The following is a 13,715-nucleotide window of genomic DNA, read 5'->3' as shown; positions in this document are numbered from 1 at the left end:
CAAAAGTATGAGGATTGGCGTCCGGACATGCGCAAGCAAGGCGCGAAAGCGCGGCGGCAATCTCAAATATCGCGACGCTCTCGAACCGACGCCTGCGAAATCGGATTCGGATCTTTTAAGGATTGATGATGCGCAGTTGCACGGCCCGCGAGGCGGCCGCCGAAATCGTGGCGCAGCCGAGCTTGAAGCGGGCGGTCTTCAGGTAATCGCGCGTGGTGTGCTCGGAGATGCCCAGAATGACCGAGATGTCCTTGTAATCCTTGCCGAGGGCCGTCCAGTGCAGGCATTCGATCTCGCGCGGCGACAATGTCGGCACCGGATCGTTCTCGCCGTGAAGCTCGTAGACCGCCTTGCGGTGGATCAGGTGGGCGATTTCGATCCATTCGTTGCGGCAGCGGCGGACGAGTTCGTTCCATTCCTCGGCCGGGATGCGGGCGTTGAGCGACAGGAGGGCGCGGCGCTGCGCCTTGTCGGCGACGGGGATGGAATAGCCGTTGCCGCCGATGCCGTGCTTTTGGGCGTCGACGAGCATGGCATAGGCCTCCGGCGTCGGCTCGACCTCGCTCCAGTCGAAGGGCAGTTGGCGCTCGAAGCCCTGCTTGACGATCGGATCGACCTTCACATAGCTGTTCAGGAGGTAGCGGGAGACCCAGGCATCCGGATAGGTGGTGCGCACGAAGGGAGAATCGATCTTGCTCGCGATCGTCTGGGCAAGATGGTAGGTGACGAAATCGAGAGCATATTCGGCCTGCAGAATGCGGATGGCGGCATCCACATTGGCTGCTGCCTTGATCTGTTCGAAGGTGGACTCGAACTTTTCGCTGTAAGTATTCTCGGTCATTTCAACTGCCCCATTCCCTCAATCCTACCGTGAGCACCCTCACAAATACAAGGCATCCCCACATATGCGGGGAATGACAATCCGGGCTCCGTCTGTTAGCGCCTTGCATGAGGAGGCCTCATATGGACAGCAAGAGACCGTTCGAGATTGCCGAATGCCGACAGGCCGCCAAAGGCCTGAAATCCAGCTGGCAGGACATGGCAGGCTCCGAAGCGCTGATCCGCGCCCTCGTGGCCGAACGCAATGGCGACACCCCGCTGGCGCTGTTCTGGACCGAGGTCCACCGGGCGCTTTGCGAGGAAAACAAAGCCTTCTGACAAGGCTTGGCTGCCTCGGCGGTATCAGGCTTTTCCCCGAAATAAACAGATCGATCGGTGCCGGGCCAAGATGAATCCGTGCTTCGCGCGTGAGCCCGTTTTCATGTCTATCCGTTTCCGATTTTGCGAGGAGAGTGTCGAGCGGCAATGTCTCGGGCGGGTCGGCGCCGGGCGCATAGTCCCTGGATTTGTGCCGATATGCTTGACGAAGCGTTTCCAGCGAGAGCAGCGGCGCCTCTGAAAGCGGCTGCATTGTGCCATTTTAGACGTTTGCTCGATGTGGGCGGCGCTCATCATCCGCGTGACTGTGGCGTCGTGCGGCTGATTCTGTGTGCTATGCCATGCAGAAAGAGGTCCGCCTGCCGGTCTTCTTTACCGGCAGGCCGCGACCTCTCTCTTGAAGCGGGTAATGGATAAAGGTCAGCCGACCTTCGTCGAAGGATCGATCCAGTCCTGGCTCGGCAGTTCTGGGCGCGGCGGCTTGGGGCGGAATTTCACCAGCACCTCGCGGCCGTCGATCGAGGCTTGCGTGCGTTCCAGCGCATCGCGTTCGGCAACCGCCTGGCGCCAATGCTCGTTCTCACGCCCGTGCGGACGGCCCTGTTCCTCCCAGATCGCGTAGGCTCTCTTGCTGATCCATTCGTGGCGTCTGTCGCTCATTGATCCGTTCCGTTCTTCAGGGGCGTTCGTCGGCAATTTTGTCCTCGGAAACCGGCGCGCGGCGCTTGGCCGCCATCAGCAGGTCGAGTTCGATCGAGGACGGCCCGAAGCGGGTGAATAGGCTCTCGGCCTGCTCGCTTTGCAGGCCGTATTTGGAGGCGAATTCGTCAAGGCTATAGGGGCGACCGCGCAGGATTCTGCTTCGGCGCTCCGGTTCACGGATTTGCGTCATTGGTGATAACCCCAGTCGGTTTGGCGATTGTGAGAAAAACAAATTACCGCGGCAAAAGTTCCGTGAATTTGCAGGGTTTTTGGGCCTGTTGAGCCGTTTTGAAGCGCCTATTTTCGACCGTGGCATAGATTTTTAAGAATGGTGGCAGTCGAGAAAATTTCGACTAAAACATGCAGGAATATCAGCGCCTTATGGAATTGGCTTCCGAGGCGGCCGATAAATGGGCTTTACCCCTGCGTGTTACTCTATAGAATCAATCGTGTTATTCGGTTCGCAGGGGGCAGCAAAACGCTTGGTTCCCCGCGTTGGCGCGACCGATACCGGAGGACTTTGGCTTCAATCCATCAAGAGGAGACAGACATGATGAATGCCCTGCCGCCACTTCATGACGGCCACGCGCCGTTCAACCTCCAGCAGCTGTTTCGGGAAGCGCTTTACGCCTTCGAGGAATGGGACAGCGAATTGACCGAACCGATCGTCACGCATGAGGGACGCGTCATCCCCATCAGCTTCGTTTTCGAAGCCATGCGCGAATGCACCGACATCGTGCCGATGAACATCGTTGGCGCCGTCACCGAGAGGCTGACCAAGCCGTGGGAGGGCGAAGGCCCGCTCGACCAGATGACTTTCTCGACCGCAGCGCGCGTGATGCGCGTGCTCGTGCGCAAGCGTCTGCTTGCCAATGGCACGGCGGATCTCGTCGCCGTTTCGGCTCATACGGCCGAAGACCAGAACCGCGACTGACAGAATAAGGGTCGCGGCCAAGGCTGCGATCCTTTTCCGCCCCCAGGCGGAACCTCGCCCATTCCCAGCCGTTTATTTGCGTATATACGGCCACATCAAGCGATGGCCGAGGAATGGCACCATGCTGAAATCCATTGTTCATGAAATCATCGGCACGCCCCGGCGTGAGCCCGATCTTCCGCAATCGCTCGAGCAGTTTCGCGACAAAAAGCGGGTATTGATCATCTTCGCCGACGCGCAGGATGATCGCGCGCTCATTCAAGACGAATGGCTGCGCAAGGCGCAGATGCGTCTCATCGAAGAAGACGTCGAAGTGTTCAGTATCGCCGGCGGCGGCGCGTTTGCGCTGTTCGACGACGAATGGGAACTCGATGCCGACGATATCAGAGAGCGGCTGCAGGGGCCGCCGTCCGGCGAGTTCGGACTGATCCTGGTCGGCCGCGACGGCACCGTGAAGCTGCGCTCCAGCGAGCCGCGCACGGCAGAGGAGATCTTCGAGGCTTTCGAGATCCTGCCGAAGAAGACGCCCTGGTAATATTCAAGATTGCATTCGAAGTTTGGGCAACGCCGCTGCCCGCCCTCATCAGAGTTCGAAGGCTTCCTTGAGGCCGAGACTCTTGCGCTCGCGCAGGTCGAGATCGGTCTCGATATGGGCGATGTGATGCAGCATCAGCTGACAGGCGCGGTCGAGTTCTTTGCTTTCGATCGCCGATATGATGTCGCCATGTTCCGAATGGCCGCAGCTCGAGGCCGTCGACTGGCCGTAGAGCGCGATCACCAGCGACGAACGGGCGACGAGTTCTTCCATGAAGCGCTGCATGATCGCATTGCCTGAAATTTCCGCCAGCATCAGATGGAAATCGCCCGATGCCTTGATTTCGGCGCGGCGCGCCGTCTGGCCGCGCTCGCTCATCAGGCGGCCTTCCTCCAGCAGAAGCTGTTTCAGCTGCTTGACGTCGGCAGGCGTGATGCGCGCCGCCGCTTCGCGCAATATGCCGGGCTCGACGAGGCGGCGGGCGGCAAAGATCTGGCGCGCTTCCTCGGGCGAGGGGTAGGCGACGAAGGCGCCGCGGTTCTTCTCGACGCTGACGAGACCTTCATAGGAGAGCGCCTGCAGGGCGGCGCGCGCGAGCGTGCGGCTGACCTTGAAGAGGTTGCCGACATCGCTTTCGGAAAGCTTGGTGCCGGGAGAAAGCCTGCGCTCGACGATCGCCTCGCGGATGGCGTCGCGAATCTGTTGCGCGCCGGTTTCGGCGGTATCTTCGGCCTGCATGGCCTTGGCGGCGGATTTCATGGATTCTATTCCCTGATGGCGGGCAAACCATACCCGGCTTCGCGGCAAAAGTTAAACGGAATTTGTGCTCGAAACAGCGATGAAATTGTATACGATCTTTTGCACGAATTGAGGACGATAGCCTAAATCATGTGCAGACGATGTCATGCCTGTATTTTGCACTTAAGGGCTTTAGACAGAGAAAATCATTTATTTATAATGACTTGATGTGCGGCGGCGGAACTTGGCACGGCAGATGCATCCTCTCCTCCAAACAGGGGAAGGCATGATGTCGAAAGCGGCAGAGATCGATATAGTATCCGTTTCGAAGGTCTACGGGGCGACGACGGCGGTTCACGGGATCAGCCTGAAGATTCCGGCCGGTTCCTATTGCTGCTTCCTTGGTCCTTCGGGCTGCGGCAAGACTTCGACGCTGCGCATGATCGCCGGTCACGAGAGCATTTCGTCGGGCGATATTCGCCTCGGCAATACTGTGGTCACCGATTTTCCGCCGGCCAAGCGCGGCACGGCGATGATGTTCCAGTCCTACGCGCTGTTCCCGCATCTCGATCTGGTCGACAATGTCGCCTTCAGCCTGAAGATGAAGGGCGTCGACAAGGCCGAGCGCCGCGCCAAGGCGCTCGACATGCTGAAGCTGATGCAGATGGACGGCTATGCCGGCCGCCGCCCGGCCCAGCTTTCCGGCGGTCAGCAGCAGCGCGTGGCGCTTGCGCGCGCTTTGATCACCGATCCCGAAGCGCTGCTGCTCGACGAACCGCTGTCGGCGCTTGATCCGTTCCTGAAGATCCGCATGCGCGCCGAACTGAAGAAGCTGCAGAAATCGCTCGGCATCACCTTCGTCCACGTCACCCACAGCCAGGAAGAGGCGATGGCGCTCGCCGATGTCATGGTGATCATGAATGACGGCCGCATCGAGCAGGCGGCCGCGCCCCGCGAAGTGTTCGAGCGGCCGGCGACCGCATTCGTCGCCCGCTTTATGGGCGATCACAACGTGCTCAGCGGCCGGGTGACCTCAAGCGAGAACGGCACGATCGTCATGACCGTGCCGGAGGGGCAGAGCTTTTCGGTGCGCGGCGAGGGCAGGGCGGTCGGCGAGCCGGTCGATATCGGTATCCGCACCGACCGCGTGCGCCTGCAGGTGGCGACCGAATGGACGCTCGGCTTCAACGGCATCGTCTCCAATGTCGAATATCGCGGCTCCTCGGTGAAGATCACCGTTTTCGGCGCCGGCAGCGACGACTTCACCGTCATATCCGACGATGGCGACTATTTCGCCCGGCCGGTTTCGGTCGGCGATGCCGTTTCGCTCAGCTGGGCGCTCGAGGATGCCGTGCTGCTCGGCCGCGCTTCCGCATGACCAATCAAGAACCAAGACCTTCCACATCAAAAAAGGGGAACTGACATGACGACTGAAACCACATCGACCAAGACGGAGAAGGGGCTGTCCCGCCGTGCACTCTTGAAGACGGGTGCCGCCGCCGTCGGCGCCATCGCCGGCTCCGGCGCGATCACCGGCTTTCCCACAATCTGGGCGCAGACGAACATCACGCTTCGCCAGTTCGGCACCGGCGTTTCCAACATCAACGCCATCGCCGAGAAGTGCAAGGCAGATCTCGGCATCACGCTGGAAATGACGGCGACCGATTCCGACGCCGCCGCCCAGCGCGCCGTCACCCAGCCCGACAGCTACGATATCGCCGACATCGAATACTGGATCGCCAAGAAGGTCTTCCCGACGGGCGTGTTGCAGCCGATGGACGTCAAGAAGCTCAAATATTACGACAAGATCGTGCCGCTGTTCATCGACGGCAAGATGAAGCCGGACAGCGTCATCGCCCAAGGCACGGCGCCGCACACCGTCGGCTTCGTCGAAGCGCAGGACGCCAAGAAATTCGCCAAGGAGCCGACGCAGTGGATGACGATGGTCCCGACCATCTACAATGCCGATACGCTCGGCATCCGCCCCGATCTCGTCGGCCGTGATATCACCAGCTGGGCCGATATCATGGACCCGAAGTTCAAGGGCAAGACCTCGATCCTCAACATCCCGTCGATCGGCATCATGGATGCGGCGATGATCATGGAAGCCATGGGCAACATCAAATATGCCGACAAGGGCAACATGACCAAGGAAGAGATCGACAAGACGATCGAATTCCTGATCAAGGCCAAGGGCGACGGCCAGTTCCGCGCCTTCTGGAAGAGCTTCGACGAGTCGGTCAACCTGATGGCCTCGGGCGAAGTGGTCATCCAGTCCATGTGGTCGCCGGCTGTGGCCGCCGTCCGCTCCAAGGGCATCGCCTGCAAATATCAGCCGCTCAAGGAAGGCTACCGCGCCTGGGGCGGCGGCCTCGGCCTTGCCTCGCACCTCAAGGGCGCGCAGCTCGACGCGGCCTATGAATATATCAACTGGTACACGTCGGGCTGGGTCGGCGGCTACCTCAACCGCCAGGGCTACTATTCCGCCTGCATGGAGACGGCGAAGAACTTCATGACGGCAGACGAATGGGGCTACTGGATCGAAGGCAAGCCGGCTGTCGGCGATATTCTGTCGCCGGAAGGCAAGGTGATGGAGAAGGCCGGCGCAGTGCGCGACGGCGGCTCCTTCGAAGCCCGCATGGGCGCCGTCGCCTGCTGGAACTCGGTGATGGACGAAGACCGCTACATGGTCCGCCGCTGGAACGAGTTCATCGCGGCCTGATGCAGGTCGGCGTTTGCCGCTTTCCCCTCCCCAACCCTCCCCACAAGGGGGAGGGAGTCCGGTGAGGGCGGAGCGAGCTGTCTTTCGCTATCGCTCAAGACGTCGCTTCGCTCCGCCCCCTCATCTGCCCTTCGGGCATCAACCGGGGCGAGCCACGGGTCTCGCCCGTCCTTCGGACCCCCGCTGGGGAGAAGTGGGAGTTTGCGGCATGGCCGCATACGACAGGGGAGTTGTGGTGGCAGAGACGCCGCCTCGATTCTCTTCTCCCCGGCGGGGAGAAGGTGCCGGCAGGCGGATGAGGGGGCGGCAGGCACCTTCGTCCCACCTGACGTAATCACAACGGAGAAGCGGATTATGGCAACCATCGCAACGGCAACGGAAGACGGCAAGCAAAGTGCAGGCCGCCGCGCCTTCCGCCTCTCCCCCTCAGCCATCTCCTATCTCCAGGCGACGCCGCTGATTGCCATTCTTGGCTTCTTCTTCCTGCTGCCGATCGCCATGATCGCGGTCGTCAGCTTCTGGGATTATGATTTCGCCGGTCTCTATCCCGATTTCCTGACGATGAATTACACCGATACGCTCGGTTCGTGGGTGACGTGGAAGACCTATCTCAACACGCTGAAATTCACGGCTATCGTCTGGGGCCTGACGCTCGTCATCGGTTTCTGGGTCGCCTATTTCCTGGCCTTCCACATCCGCAAGACCTCGACGCAGATGATCCTCTTCCTCGTCTGCACCGTGCCGTTCATGACGTCGAACATCATCCGCATGATCTCATGGATCCCGGTGCTCGGGCGCAACGGCCTCGTCAACTCGACGCTGATCGAGATGGGCGTCATCCCGCAGCCGATCGAATGGCTGCTCTATTCCGATTTCGCCGTCGTGCTCGCCATGGTCCATCTCTACACGCTGTTCATGGTGACGCCGATCTTCAACACGCTGATGCGCATCGACCGGTCGCTGTTCGAGGCGGCGCGCGATGCCGGCGCCTCCGGCTGGCAGGTGCTGTGGAACGTCGTCATTCCGCTCGCCAAACCCGGCATGGCGATCGGCACGATCTTCGTCGTCACCCTGGTCATGGCCGATTTCTCGACGGTGCAGGTGATGTCCGGCGGCCAGAGCGCCTCGGTGGCGCTGATGATGAAGAACCAGATGTCGCTGCTACAATATCCGGCGGCGGCCGCCAATGCGGTGGTGCTGCTGGCCGTCGTGCTGCTGATGGTCGCGGCGATCCTGCGCGTCGTCGACATCCGCAAGGAGCTTTGAGATGAACCACGAAAAACGCGGCCTGGAATTCTATGTTCTGGCGATCTTCTTCGCCGTCTTCGTGCTGTTCCTCTACGGGCCGCTCTCGGCCATCCTGATCCTCTCCTTCCAGGGGCCGGACGGCGGCCTGACCTTCCCGATGAACGGCGTTTCCACGCACTGGTTCTTCAACCTGTTCGAGAAGCAGGCGGTCGGCGATTTCGGCGCCTCCTTCCGGCGCTCCTTTTCGCTCGGCCTGATGGTGATGATCGTCACCGTCGTCGTGTCGCTGCTTGCCGGTCTTGCCTTCCGCCGCCGCTTCCGCGGTTCGACGGTGCTGTTCTATGCGACGGTCGCGAGCCTCGTCGTGCCGTCGATCATCGTCTCCCTCGGTATCGGCGTCGTCTTCCAGGAGGGCGGGCTGAGGCCCGCCTGGTATTCCTCGGCCTTCGGCGCGCATCTCACCTGGACGCTGCCCTTCGGCGTGCTGATCATGTTTGCCGTCTTCAACCGCTTCTCGCCGGCCTATGAAGAGGCGGCGCGCGACCTCGGCGCCAGCTCCTGGCAGACATTCCGCCATGTCGTGCTGCCGATGATCGCGCCGAGCCTGATCGGCGTCGGCCTGTTCGGCTTCACGCTCTCCTATGACGAATTCGCCCGTACGTTGATGACGTCGGGCACTTACAATACGCTGCCGCTCGAAATCTACGGCATGACGACCAACGTCACGACGCCGGTGCTCTATGCGCTCGGCACGGTCACGACACTGTTTTCCTTCACCATCATTCTCGTCGCGCTCGGCATCATGACCATGCTCAGCCGGCGGCAGGCAAAGATCAGCTGACATGCGCATCCTCATCGTCAATCCGAATACCACCGTCTCCATGACCGAGAAGGCGGCGACCGCCGCGCGTGCGGTGGCCGCGCCCGGCACGGAAATCATCGCCGCCACTTCGCAGATGGGGCCTGTCTCCATCGAGGGCCATTATGATGGGGCGCTCGCCATCCCCGGCCTGCTTTCAGAGCTTAAGGCGCGGCAGGGGGAGGGCTATGACGCTGCCGTCATCGCCTGCTTCGACGATACCGGGCTTGAAGCGGCGCGAAGCTTCGCCGATGTGCCGATCCTCGGGCTTTGCGAATCCGCAGTGGCGACGGCGGGCTTCCTGGCGCAGCGCTTCACCGTGGTGACGACGCTGGAGCGGTCGCGGGTGCTGATCGACAATCTGGTGCGGCGCTACGGCATGGGCGAGCGCGCCAAGGTGCGCGCCTCCGATATTCCGGTGCTGGAGCTGGAAGATGCGGCATCGGGCGCGATCGGCAAGCTCAGGGCAGAGATCGAGCGGGCGCTTGAAGAAGACGGCGCCGAGGCAATCGTGCTCGGCTGCGCGGGCATGACGGATCTCGCACGGGAATTGCAGGCTATCTACGGCGTGCCTATTGTCGACGGCGTTGCGGCTGCCGTCAAGCAAGCCGAGGCGCTGGTGTCGCTCGGGCTTTCCACCAGCAAGCGCGGCTCCTATGCCTCGCCGCTGCCGAAGCCTTTCACCGGCGCGATGAGCGCCTTTTCGCCGATCCGTTCGGACGGTTGAGCATGCCGATCTCCTTCGACTTTAAGGAGCTTAGCGAGCGCGAGCGCTACAAGCTGATGATCGGCACGATCATTCCGCGGCCGATCGCGCTGGTGACGACGGTCGACGAACACGGCCGGATCAACGCGGCGCCCTTCAGCTTCTTCAACTGCCTCTCGGCCGATCCGCCTATCCTGGCGATCGGGGTCGAGAACCATCCCGACATGTCGTTCAAGGACACCGGCCACAACATCCGCATGACCGAGGTCTTCACGGTCAACATCGTCTCCTTCGCAATCGCCGAGGCCATGCATGTCTGCGGCGCCAAATATCCGCGCGGCGTCGACGAGCTGAAGGAGGCGGGCTTGACGGCGGTGCCGGGCGAGAAGGTGGCCTCGCCCTTCATCGCCGAGGCGCCGGCGGCCTTCGAATGCAAGCGGCATGTGACGCTGGAGCTCGGCCGTTCGCGGCAGATCATCATGGGCGAGATCGTCTATGCGCATTATCAGGACGGCGTCGTCGACCCGGAAAGGCTGCATGTCGATCCGGCCGCAGTCGACGCCATTGCGCGGCTCGGCGGCGATAGCTGCGCCACAACACGCGACCGTTTCGAGATGCTGACGCCGAAGCTCTGACATCAAGTTTCTGCTTTACTTTTCCGCCTTCCGCGAGAATGGTCTGCGGCGGTTCAATGCGGCAGGAGGGCTTAGCCATGACAATCGAGAACGATCTCAGCCGGATCGCGGAGCAGGAGGAGGCGCTGAGCTTCGACGCTTTCGACCTGACGACGGCATGGCAGCTCGGCAAACTCCTGCAGGAACTCGGCAGCGACCGCGGCCTCGGCATCGCGATCGACGTGACCTTGCATTCGATGCCGGTCTTCTACGCGGCGCTTCCGGGTGTGACGCCCGATAACGTCAACTGGGTTCGCCGCAAGCGCAATATGGTGCTGCGCTATTTCCGCAGCAGCTATGCATCCGGTTTGAAGCTGAAGAAGGACGGCAAAACGGTCGAAGACAACGGGCTTTCCGGCGACGACTATGCGCCGCACGGCGGCAGTTTCCCGATCAATGTCAGAGGCACCGGCTGCATCGGCGCGGTCACCGTTTCCGGCCTGCCGCAGCGCGACGACCACAATCTGGTGGTCGAGGCCCTGGCGCTGATGCTGGCGAAGGATCTGGACACGCTGCGGCTCGCCCCGCTCTGAGGCTCGCCTCAATTTTGACAGAAAAAAGCCATGAAAAGCGCAAAATCGCGCCGCTGCTCCGGTGACGCGGCTTTGTTCGGTGGTTAAGGTGCGGCATCGCCCTCCTTAACCTTTCCGGGACGCCATGATCCGCCTCTTTTCCGCGCTCGCCGCCACCATCGGTTTCGGTCTTTTCCTTGCCTCCTGCAACACGCTCTCCAAGGAAGAATGCGTCGCCGCCGACTGGCGGGTGATCGGCGAGAGCGACGGGGCCGCCGGCCACGAGCCGCAGCAGCGTTTTGCGGCGCATGCGAAGTCCTGCGAGCGGGTCAAGATCGTGCCCGACCAGACGATCTGGTTCCAGGGATATCAGGCGGGCCTCGTGCGCTACTGCACGCCGCTCAGCGGGCTGGCGCGCGGCCAGGCGGGCAGCGGCTACGCCAATGTCTGCCCGCCGGAAACAGCGCCGGGCTTCCTGCGCGGCTTCAACCTCGGAGCCAAGCAGCACGGGCTGCAGCAACGCCTCACCTCGATGCAGAACGACTACAGCTTCAAGGAGGCAAGCATCGACGAGCTTTCCGACAAGCTGAGAGACGCCAAGGACGAGGAGAGATCCGACCTGCGCCGGCGGATCGAGGACCTGGAAGACGACATGCACGACATCCGCCGCGACCAGCGCGACGTGCAGGACGAGCTCGACCGCGTCAACGAGGATGTCGAGTGGTTCCAGCGGAACCCGAATGTCGCATTGCCCGCGCCGGGTTATTGAGCCGCTTTTTGAAGGTCCGGTTGATTTTGGCAATATCTTTCGGCCAGCTGTCCAGCTGTGATCCGAAGAGGTTGTCCTTTCGCGACAAAATAAAAATTCGACATCGCCGCCAGCCGGTAGACGAAAGGATGCGCAACTGATAGTTTGTTCTTGTTTTGTTCCAAAAATGGATCGATCATGTTGCGTATATTCTTTGTTCTCGCCGCCGTTGGCATCAGTCTTTTCCTCGCCTCCTGCAATACGCTTTCAAAAAAAGAATGCCTTGCTGGTGATTGGAAGGGAATTGGCTTCAGCGACGGATTCGGTGGTCATTCGCCAGAAGCGCGGTTCGAACAGCATATTAAGTCTTGCAAGAGGGTGAAGGTCGTGCCCGATCTCACTGTTTGGAAAAAGGGTTACAAGGCTGGTCTTCTCCGCTATTGCACGCCGGAGCAAGGGCTTTGGTGGGGACAACTAGGATACCGCTATGTCGGTGTTTGTCCGCCTGAAACGGAACCTAGTTTTCTGAAGGGGCACGACCTTGGTTCACGACAGCATTCGCTCCAAACTGACCTTAAGCGGCTGACCGACGAGGCCGAGGATAAAGAGGAAGAACTCGAGGATCTGTCGGGAAAACTAACCGCCGCGCCTGATGCGAAAAAGTACGATATACGCTCTGAAATCTATGACGTTGAACGGGAGCTTGCTGATATCCGTGCCAAGCAACGTGATGTCGAAAGTGAACTTTACCTCGTAAAAGCGGCTGTGTTCAGATTCCAGAGCGAACTTTGAACGCAATACCAGCGCGAGGCTGCTGAGGCTTTCGCCTCAGAGCCTGCCGCTGGCTTCGAGGATGCCTTTCGTCAGGCTGCCCGTGGCCGGGAAGAGCGGGATCAGGCAGGCCTGCAGGGCGTGATAGATATCGCCCTTGCCGGGGAAGAGCGAGTGGGCGGGAACGAGATCCTCCGTCAGTTCCTCATGCCAGCCGCCGTTCTTGTGGTCGATGAACGCGCGCTCGATGACGTTCCAGATCTTGCGGTAGCATTCCTCGTGGTAGTCGCTCGGCAGGTGCTCGTTGAGGAAGTGTGCGGCGGCAGCACCTTCGCAGGCCGGCCACCAGAGTTTGTTGCGCTTGGCGGGCTTGTCGTCCCAATCGAGCGTGTAGAAGAAGCCGCCCTTGCCGCTGTCCCAGCCGAGCGCCATGGATTGCTCGAAGAGGGCCTTGGCCGCGTCCGGCATCCATTCGACGCGTTTGCCGCCGAGCGCCCAGAGCTGCAGGATGAGGCGGGCCCATTCCAGCCAGTGGCCGGGCGTCGTGCCGGCCGGGCGGAACATTTCGTTCGGATGGTAGTATTGCTTGTCGAGGTTCCAGTCGGCGTCGAAATGTTCGGCGACGCGCCAGTCGACCGAGCCGGCCTGCCGGCGGATGACGAGATCGGCGATGCTTTCGGCCTTGGTCAGGTAGTCCCTGTCGCCGGTGGCTTCGAAAGCGGCCATCAGCGCTTCGGTCAGGTGCATGTTGGAATTCTGGCCGCGATAGGCGCCGCCGTCGAGCGGCTGCCAGTCGGCGGTGAATTCCTCGGCGATCGCGCCATGGCGCGGTTCCCAGAATTTCGTGTTCAGGATCTCGGTGATGTCGGCGAGCATGCCCTCTGCAAGCGGATGGCCGATCGTCTTGGCGGATGAGGCGGCGAGCAACACGAAAGCATGGCCATAACCCTGCTTGTTGGAATCGACGGGACCATTATTGTCGAGCGACCAGAAATAGCCGCCATTCTTGCGGTCGCGATGATGGTTCCAGATATAGTCCATGCCGTGGTCGACGACGTCGGAGGCGCCGGGGCGGCCGAGCAGGGCGCCGATCGAGAAACAATGCACCGCGCGCGCCGCGATGTGGATGCCGCGAACCTGGCCCTCGGCATCGAGCGGCCTGCCGGTATCGTCGAGATCGTAGAAGCCGCCCTTGGGATTGATCGAATTGTGCTGGAAGAAATCGAAGAGGCCGTTTGCCTGGTTGAGCAGCCAGCCGCGATGATAGGCGCGGCTCGTCCAGTTTCCGAGTGCGGCGGTGCCGGTTGCCAGTGCCATGATGCTCCTCCGATTTCCTGCGCAATGCTGTTGAATTGCCTATATAGAGGCCATTCGAGTCTGTCATCCCTGCAGCGTCCGGCGTCTGAAA

At 61.2% G+C, this 13,715-nt stretch carries 18 protein-coding genes; 12 read left to right on the top strand and 6 right to left on the bottom strand.

Features of this window, described 5'->3' with window-relative positions:
- Window positions 1-115: 115 nt before the first annotated feature.
- Window positions 116-841 carry a LuxR family transcriptional regulator gene (locus CO670_RS26175; protein ID WP_088690161.1) on the bottom strand — a complete coding sequence of 242 codons (726 nt, stop codon included), beginning with the start codon at window positions 839-841 and terminating at the stop codon, window positions 116-118.
- A 122-nt stretch (window positions 842-963) separates the two neighbouring features.
- On the opposite strand from CO670_RS26175, the gene CO670_RS26170 reads away from it, so the two are divergent.
- Window positions 964-1,158, top strand: coding sequence for a hypothetical protein (locus CO670_RS26170; RefSeq protein ID WP_088673169.1), 195 nt, complete (start codon window positions 964-966; stop codon window positions 1,156-1,158).
- Window positions 1,159-1,578: 420 nt separating this feature from the next.
- Here CO670_RS26170 and CO670_RS26165 read toward each other — a convergent pair whose 3' ends face one another.
- Both CO670_RS26165 and CO670_RS26160 read right to left on the bottom strand, forming a co-directional pair.
- Window positions 1,579-1,818, bottom strand: a complete 240-nt coding sequence (locus CO670_RS26165) for a DUF2934 domain-containing protein (RefSeq protein WP_097592915.1) — start codon at window positions 1,816-1,818, stop codon at window positions 1,579-1,581.
- Between the two features lie 16 nt (window positions 1,819-1,834).
- Window positions 1,835-2,050, bottom strand: a complete 216-nt coding sequence (locus CO670_RS26160) for a hypothetical protein (RefSeq protein WP_097592914.1) — start codon at window positions 2,048-2,050, stop codon at window positions 1,835-1,837.
- A gap of 360 nt (window positions 2,051-2,410) precedes the next feature.
- Here CO670_RS26160 and CO670_RS26155 point away from each other — a divergent pair, with 360 nt between their 5' ends.
- Window positions 2,411-2,794, top strand: a complete 384-nt coding sequence (locus CO670_RS26155; RefSeq protein WP_097592913.1) for a hypothetical protein — start codon at window positions 2,411-2,413, stop codon at window positions 2,792-2,794.
- A gap of 121 nt (window positions 2,795-2,915) precedes the next feature.
- The gene (locus CO670_RS26150; RefSeq protein ID WP_097592912.1) at window positions 2,916-3,329 is read left to right on the top strand and encodes a DUF4174 domain-containing protein; all 414 of its coding nucleotides are present in this window, start codon (window positions 2,916-2,918) and stop codon (window positions 3,327-3,329) included.
- A gap of 48 nt (window positions 3,330-3,377) precedes the next feature.
- Here CO670_RS26150 and CO670_RS26145 read toward each other — a convergent pair whose 3' ends face one another.
- Window positions 3,378-4,088, bottom strand: coding sequence for a GntR family transcriptional regulator (locus CO670_RS26145; RefSeq protein WP_097592911.1), 711 nt, complete (start codon window positions 4,086-4,088; stop codon window positions 3,378-3,380).
- 268 nt (window positions 4,089-4,356) lie between these two features.
- Between CO670_RS26145 and CO670_RS26140 the strand changes: the two genes are divergently transcribed.
- The 8 genes from CO670_RS26140 to CO670_RS26105 all read left to right on the top strand — a co-directional run bounded on the left by CO670_RS26140 (window position 4,357) and on the right by CO670_RS26105 (window position 11,557).
- Window positions 4,357-5,445, top strand: coding sequence for an ABC transporter ATP-binding protein (locus CO670_RS26140; RefSeq protein ID WP_097592910.1), 1,089 nt, complete (start codon window positions 4,357-4,359; stop codon window positions 5,443-5,445).
- Between the two features lie 45 nt (window positions 5,446-5,490).
- Window positions 5,491-6,789, top strand: a complete 1,299-nt coding sequence (locus CO670_RS26135; RefSeq protein ID WP_097592909.1) for a PotD/PotF family extracellular solute-binding protein — start codon at window positions 5,491-5,493, stop codon at window positions 6,787-6,789.
- Window positions 6,790-7,143: 354 nt separating this feature from the next.
- The gene (locus CO670_RS26130; protein WP_097592908.1) at window positions 7,144-8,055 is read left to right on the top strand and encodes an ABC transporter permease; all 912 of its coding nucleotides are present in this window, start codon (window positions 7,144-7,146) and stop codon (window positions 8,053-8,055) included.
- 1 nt (window position 8,056) lies between these two features.
- Complete coding sequence (locus CO670_RS26125) at window positions 8,057-8,878, top strand: ABC transporter permease (protein WP_097592907.1); 822 nt, start codon at window positions 8,057-8,059, stop codon at window positions 8,876-8,878.
- 1 nt (window position 8,879) lies between these two features.
- Window positions 8,880-9,623, top strand: coding sequence for an aspartate/glutamate racemase family protein (locus CO670_RS26120; RefSeq protein WP_097592906.1), 744 nt, complete (start codon window positions 8,880-8,882; stop codon window positions 9,621-9,623).
- A gap of 2 nt (window positions 9,624-9,625) precedes the next feature.
- A complete protein-coding gene (locus tag CO670_RS26115; protein WP_097592905.1) occupies window positions 9,626-10,237 on the top strand; it encodes a flavin reductase family protein in 612 nt (203 codons plus the stop codon).
- A gap of 77 nt (window positions 10,238-10,314) precedes the next feature.
- Complete coding sequence (locus tag CO670_RS26110) at window positions 10,315-10,809, top strand: heme-degrading domain-containing protein (RefSeq protein WP_097592904.1); 495 nt, start codon at window positions 10,315-10,317, stop codon at window positions 10,807-10,809.
- Between the two features lie 124 nt (window positions 10,810-10,933).
- On the top strand, window positions 10,934-11,557 hold the full coding sequence (locus CO670_RS26105; RefSeq protein ID WP_097592903.1) for a DUF2799 domain-containing protein: 624 nt from the start codon (window positions 10,934-10,936) through the stop codon (window positions 11,555-11,557).
- Here CO670_RS26105 and CO670_RS32710 read toward each other — a convergent pair.
- Window positions 11,551-11,736, bottom strand: coding sequence for a hypothetical protein (locus CO670_RS32710; protein WP_141502399.1), 186 nt, complete (start codon window positions 11,734-11,736; stop codon window positions 11,551-11,553). The genes CO670_RS26105 and CO670_RS32710 overlap by 7 nt on opposite strands.
- Here CO670_RS32710 and CO670_RS26100 point away from each other — a divergent pair.
- Complete coding sequence (locus CO670_RS26100; RefSeq protein ID WP_097592902.1) at window positions 11,735-12,328, top strand: DUF2799 domain-containing protein; 594 nt, start codon at window positions 11,735-11,737, stop codon at window positions 12,326-12,328. The two genes, CO670_RS32710 and CO670_RS26100, sit on opposite strands and share 2 nt — an antisense overlap.
- 36 nt (window positions 12,329-12,364) lie before the next feature.
- Here the strand turns inward: CO670_RS26100 and CO670_RS26095 are convergent, their stop codons facing one another.
- A complete protein-coding gene (locus tag CO670_RS26095) occupies window positions 12,365-13,624 on the bottom strand; it encodes an AGE family epimerase/isomerase (protein ID WP_097592901.1) in 1,260 nt (419 codons plus the stop codon).
- Between the last annotated feature and the right edge of the window lie 91 nt (window positions 13,625-13,715).

This window comes from Rhizobium sp. J15, assembly GCF_002531825.1.
Lineage (GTDB): Bacteria > Pseudomonadota > Alphaproteobacteria > Rhizobiales > Rhizobiaceae > Rhizobium.
Note: the sequence above shows the minus strand (reverse complement) of the source record. Positions and strands in the feature narration are given on the sequence as shown.

What these genes read in the sequence shown, in the direction of transcription:
- CO670_RS26175 (WP_088690161.1), bottom strand. Translation starts at nt 841, where the DNA reads ATGACCGAGAATACTTACAGCGAAAAGTTCGAGTCCACCTTCGAACAG.
- CO670_RS26170 (WP_088673169.1), top strand. Translation starts at nt 964, where the DNA reads ATGGACAGCAAGAGACCGTTCGAGATTGCCGAATGCCGACAGGCCGCC.
- CO670_RS26165 (WP_097592915.1), bottom strand. Translation starts at nt 1,818, where the DNA reads ATGAGCGACAGACGCCACGAATGGATCAGCAAGAGAGCCTACGCGATC.
- CO670_RS26160 (WP_097592914.1), bottom strand. Translation starts at nt 2,050, where the DNA reads ATGACGCAAATCCGTGAACCGGAGCGCCGAAGCAGAATCCTGCGCGGT.
- CO670_RS26155 (WP_097592913.1), top strand. Translation starts at nt 2,411, where the DNA reads ATGATGAATGCCCTGCCGCCACTTCATGACGGCCACGCGCCGTTCAAC.
- CO670_RS26150 (WP_097592912.1), top strand. Translation starts at nt 2,916, where the DNA reads ATGCTGAAATCCATTGTTCATGAAATCATCGGCACGCCCCGGCGTGAG.
- CO670_RS26145 (WP_097592911.1), bottom strand. Translation starts at nt 4,088, where the DNA reads ATGAAATCCGCCGCCAAGGCCATGCAGGCCGAAGATACCGCCGAAACC.
- CO670_RS26140 (WP_097592910.1), top strand. Translation starts at nt 4,357, where the DNA reads ATGTCGAAAGCGGCAGAGATCGATATAGTATCCGTTTCGAAGGTCTAC.
- CO670_RS26135 (WP_097592909.1), top strand. Translation starts at nt 5,491, where the DNA reads ATGACGACTGAAACCACATCGACCAAGACGGAGAAGGGGCTGTCCCGC.
- CO670_RS26130 (WP_097592908.1), top strand. Translation starts at nt 7,144, where the DNA reads ATGGCAACCATCGCAACGGCAACGGAAGACGGCAAGCAAAGTGCAGGC.
- CO670_RS26125 (WP_097592907.1), top strand. Translation starts at nt 8,057, where the DNA reads ATGAACCACGAAAAACGCGGCCTGGAATTCTATGTTCTGGCGATCTTC.
- CO670_RS26120 (WP_097592906.1), top strand. Translation starts at nt 8,880, where the DNA reads ATGCGCATCCTCATCGTCAATCCGAATACCACCGTCTCCATGACCGAG.
- CO670_RS26115 (WP_097592905.1), top strand. Translation starts at nt 9,626, where the DNA reads ATGCCGATCTCCTTCGACTTTAAGGAGCTTAGCGAGCGCGAGCGCTAC.
- CO670_RS26110 (WP_097592904.1), top strand. Translation starts at nt 10,315, where the DNA reads ATGACAATCGAGAACGATCTCAGCCGGATCGCGGAGCAGGAGGAGGCG.
- CO670_RS26105 (WP_097592903.1), top strand. Translation starts at nt 10,934, where the DNA reads ATGATCCGCCTCTTTTCCGCGCTCGCCGCCACCATCGGTTTCGGTCTT.
- CO670_RS26100 (WP_097592902.1), top strand. Translation starts at nt 11,735, where the DNA reads ATGTTGCGTATATTCTTTGTTCTCGCCGCCGTTGGCATCAGTCTTTTC.
- CO670_RS32710 (WP_141502399.1), bottom strand. Translation starts at nt 11,736, where the DNA reads ATGATCGATCCATTTTTGGAACAAAACAAGAACAAACTATCAGTTGCG.
- CO670_RS26095 (WP_097592901.1), bottom strand. Translation starts at nt 13,624, where the DNA reads ATGGCACTGGCAACCGGCACCGCCGCACTCGGAAACTGGACGAGCCGC.